Here is a 3,840-nt window from a genome sequence, read left to right on the forward strand (position 1 = left end):
CTTCCGTATAAAAGTTCCATGTAGGAGTAAAACCACTACTATTATCTTGATTATCTATCGCAAGAATTCTCCAATAAAAAGTCTTACCCTTTTCCAAGGGAACAATAATTTCATTTACAGATCTTAATTCTTCTACGACAACATTATTAAACTGCTCATCTTCTGCTATTTGAATCTTATAAGAAATAGAGTCACCATCTGAATCAGTAGAAGCCGTCCAGCTAAATTCAAGTTCATTCTCAATGCAAAAAAGTTCATTACTCGGATAAATTAGAGTAGGAATTGACGGAGCTACATTTATTATTTCCTTGGCTTTCTCTTTTGGCGGAGTCATTTCTTCATCAAGTTCCTTATTTCCTCCACAACTCAAGATTAATATGACTATAAAAAAAATAATAGAATTTTTAAATTTCAATTTCATCTTTTTATTAGTTTATAGGTTCTATTATTGTCTCCATTGATTTTAATCATATAAATACCATTAGGAAATTTTTCAATGTTCATAGACACTTTATTATTGTTAACGTAATTTTTTACCGTCTCAAGATACCTTCCAGTCATATCAAAAAGTTCTAAAAATACAGTAGTATTATTTTCTTTTATTTGAATCTCGACTGTAGCATCTACAGGATTAACGAAAGAATCGTGAATAATTTCATTTGGTATTGTCAATGTTATTTTTCCTTCGCAATCATATTTTGAGAATATTTCAATCACGTCTCCATTTAAAACATTAAAAGAAAATGATTGGCTTTGAAACTCACCGATTCTATCGTTATTTATCTTTACTAGATATGGAAAAGTTCCTTTTTCCATTGTAACTAATATTTTCTTATCAGAAGGGTTATTTTCTATAACTGTTTTTCCTGAAAGCTGTTGGGATTCTTGTATTTGAAATTCAAAACACCTGGTATTTTGCAAGTCTTTTTTGCTAATACACAAACCATAAATTCCAGGTTCAAGGTCATCAATAATCAAATCTTTATTAAAAAAATATTCCATATTGTTCAAGGTCGCAGTATATTCGAATTCATAGGCTGCTTCTATAATTATTTGCCCATTATTTTGATCTGGACACGACTCTTGGATACTTGTTATCTTATAAAAATCCGACGATATAATCATACATCCAGTTTCATTAACCGGAGCGCCAACTGGTGTACCTAAACAAGTATCAAGATAATCCAATATTCCATCTTGATCAATGTCTGTATCACACAGAGTACTTTTACCATTATCAAATATATTCCATCCGTAATTATCTATAAGAATCTCCTTAGAAGCAATTGCTGTACAATATTTGCTGTTACCGGCATCAAAATTTACGTTTTGCATTAAAGAAGGTAATTTGCTCCAGCCGTTTAATAAACTATCATAGTTTTCGATAGACAGAGAACTTTCAGTAAACATCATATCCATATCTGATACTTGACTAATATTCCATGAACCCAAATCTTGATTAAATGAAGTTGCAAGATTAAACATCCCTTTCATATTCTCAACGCTACTAACATCCCAATCTGCAATATTTTGATTGAAGGAATTTGCAGAATAAAACATGTTTTCCATACTAATTACGGTCCTTACATTCCATTTATTAATATCTTTATTAAAAGCTGAATTGGCAAACATATTATTCATATCTGTGACATTACCTACATTCCAATCCTTTAATTCTTGATTAAATAACAAAGCACCTGCGAACATACTGTGCATACTGACCACATTGTCTACTTGCCAACTTCCAGTATAAGAGTTATAAGAACTTGCCCCTTTGAACATTGATGACATATTCTTGACTTTAGAAACATCCCAACTATTTATATTCCTATTAAAGGATGATGCATTTTGAAACATTGATTGCATACTTGTAACTTTTCCAACATCCCACACGTCAATGTTTCCATTAAAGGATATTGCTCCTTTAAACATTGCTGTCATTTCTTCAACATTGCACGTATTCCAATTTTCAATCAATGAATTAAAATTTATAGCTCCCTCAAACATTTGTGACAGGTTTTTCACTTTATTCAAATTCCAAAAAGCCATGTACACGGTTCCTACTAATGTGGTACAATTAGTAAACATATTTTCTAATGTCGATAGCTGATTAAAATTAGGAACATCTGTAGCTAAAATCTCTAAATTGGAACAACCGTAAAAAGCCCCTTTCATCGAAGCCCACTCTGTATCACCCCAATTATCAATAGATATAATTTTTCCTCTATCACCTGAATTGTTAAAATATATTCCAGGAAAATCTCCCCAAATAGAAACTTGAAAAGTACCTTCACTAGTGTATGTATGCGTAATGTCACCTGTTACGTTATTATCTATTGAACCGTCTCCCCATTCAATTGTATAATTATATATTTCATCAGGATATGTAGGTATTGTTATCTGATTGTTTTCTGAATATCCAAAATTGGATGTATTCCACGTAGTTTCAAAATTACTAGCAGTACAATCAAATTCATCGTCTTTAAACTGCCACCCATGTACATCTATCAAATTTTGTCTAGCTTGTTGAGATGCACAGTAAAAATGACCTCGAACGTCCATTATCACAGAAGTATTTGGTGATTGATTATTCCATCCAATTAAAGTATCGTCATAATTACTCATTGAAAGCGCAGTGCCAGAAAGAAAATTATCCATTCTAGAAATATTACCAATATCCCAATCTGCTAAAGTTTGATTAAAAGAAGGTGCAGCCCACAATAAACCCTTTATCGAAGTTAAATTAGAGGTATTCCATTTCCCTATTGGTTGATTAAAAGCTTTTGCCCCAAAAAACATATAATCAATATAAACAACTTTCGATATGTCCCAATTTGAAATATCTTGATTAAAGTTTCCTGTGTTATAAAAGGCATGAGACATATTAGTTACATTACTAACATCCCAGTTACCAATATCCTGATTAAAAGATTTTGCTCCTGAAAAAATAGCTCTGATTGATTCCGCAGAAGCAAGATTCCAATTACTAATATTTTGATTAAACGAATCGGCATTTGAAAACATTGATATCATTTCAACAACGTTCCCAACATCCCAATCTCCTATGTCTTGATTAAATGAAAGTGCACTCGTAAATATCCCGGTCATTTTCTTGGCATTACTAACGTCCCAATTATTCATCGATGGGTTACCAATTAATGATTCACAGCTTGCAAAAGCATAGCTATAATCCGTTACTAATTCCAAATTCGGAATATCCGTAGCCTTTATATCTAGGTTACGACATTTTGAGAATGACTGCTCCATAGAGGTCCATAAATTATCGCCCCATTGCTCAATAGATAACAATTTTGGGAAATCCCAACTTCCATTAAAGTAAATTCTTGGAAATTCTCCTGAAATAGTTACTTCATAAATTCCAGGAGATTCATAAGTATGAATTTTTGTGCCATGCACATTATAATCTGTTGTTCCATCTCCCCAATCTACCTTATAGTCGTAATACTCATCAGGATGAGCGGGAATTCTAATTTGATTATTTTCAGTAGCTCCTTGAATATCTGTCTGCCATATTGTTATAAAAGGCTCTTGAGTACAGTTTTCATTTCCATCTATAAAACTCCAATTATTATCATCTATCAATTTTTGTCTCTGTAACGTACTTAAACAATATTGGCTTTTACCACCATTAAAAAGTATACCGGACGGAAGTGAAGGTAGATTGCTCCAGCCAATGAGTATTTTATCATAATTTTCAGTAGACAAAGAAATACCTTTAAAAATTTCTCGCATACTATCAATGTTACTAATGTTCCAATTTGAAATATCTTGCTCGAATGCCACTGCAAACGAAAAAATGTTATCCATATCAAAAACTTG

The 3,840-nt window shown here is 32.0% G+C and carries 1 protein-coding gene and 1 pseudogene; both read right to left on the reverse strand.

Annotation, left to right across the window (positions count from 1 at the left end):
- Positions 1–370 (reverse strand): annotated as a pseudogene (locus tag ABJI11_RS10910) (hypothetical protein); the annotation flags it as partial.
- Positions 371–417: 47 nt separating this feature from the next.
- Positions 418–3,828, reverse strand: a complete 3,411-nt coding sequence (locus ABJI11_RS10915; RefSeq protein WP_348352052.1) for a BspA family leucine-rich repeat surface protein — start codon at positions 3,826–3,828, stop codon at positions 418–420.
- Between the last annotated feature and the right edge of the window lie 12 nt (positions 3,829–3,840).

It is taken from the genome of Maribacter sp., from assembly GCF_039968975.1.
Taxonomy (GTDB): domain Bacteria; phylum Bacteroidota; class Bacteroidia; order Flavobacteriales; family Flavobacteriaceae; genus Maribacter.

Coding starts and splice junctions, on each gene's coding strand:
- ABJI11_RS10915 (WP_348352052.1), bottom strand. CDS start 3,828: ATGGATAACATTTTTTCGTTTGCAGTGGCATTCGAGCAAGATATTTCA.